At 35.5% G+C, this 529-nt stretch carries 1 pseudogene; it reads right to left on the bottom strand.

The annotated features are described in order from the left end of the window. Positions 1-243, bottom strand: a pseudogene (locus ACFIKB_RS09680) (hypothetical protein); the annotation flags it as partial. Between the last annotated feature and the right edge of the window lie 286 nt (positions 244-529).

Raw genomic sequence — 529 nt, 5'->3', positions numbered from 1 at the left:
ATCATAGACCCAGCAATTGCCATCATGGGATAAGTTACTTTCATTTTCAATAAAACCGCCGAGGTCTCCCGCCTTAATATCATCAAAATCTCTTAGAGCACGTATACGGTGTAAAGTAAGACCATCAAAAGTAAATTTTTCATTGCTAAATTCGTATTTTTTTGCAGGCTGTTGTTGATTAACAGGGGCGGTTTCATTTGCAATATTAGAGATAACGGGGGGGATTTTTGAGATATTTTTCATAATTAAAACCTTACGGGTTAATAACGTTTTCAATTGACACTCTATAAGAGCATCGGGCGTTGAAAACACGGCCGTAAGTCCGTTGTTATGCTTTTCCCATAAATGGGTATTGTATGGCATAACCACGCCCGACAAAATTCTCATATACTAACAAAAGCATAAAAGATAGCCAGTATTTTAAAGACATGGGAGAGGCTGTTTCGTAACCTATCCGCTTACGGTTTAAGTGTTTTCATCACTTGATTATTTATATAACAAAATACGTATTTATTGTCAAATAATATTT

The organism is Bartonella sp. MR110HLJHH (assembly GCF_042194225.1).
GTDB lineage: Bacteria > Pseudomonadota > Alphaproteobacteria > Rhizobiales > Rhizobiaceae > Bartonella > Bartonella grahamii.
This window is presented reverse-complemented; position numbering and strand designations above follow the sequence as displayed.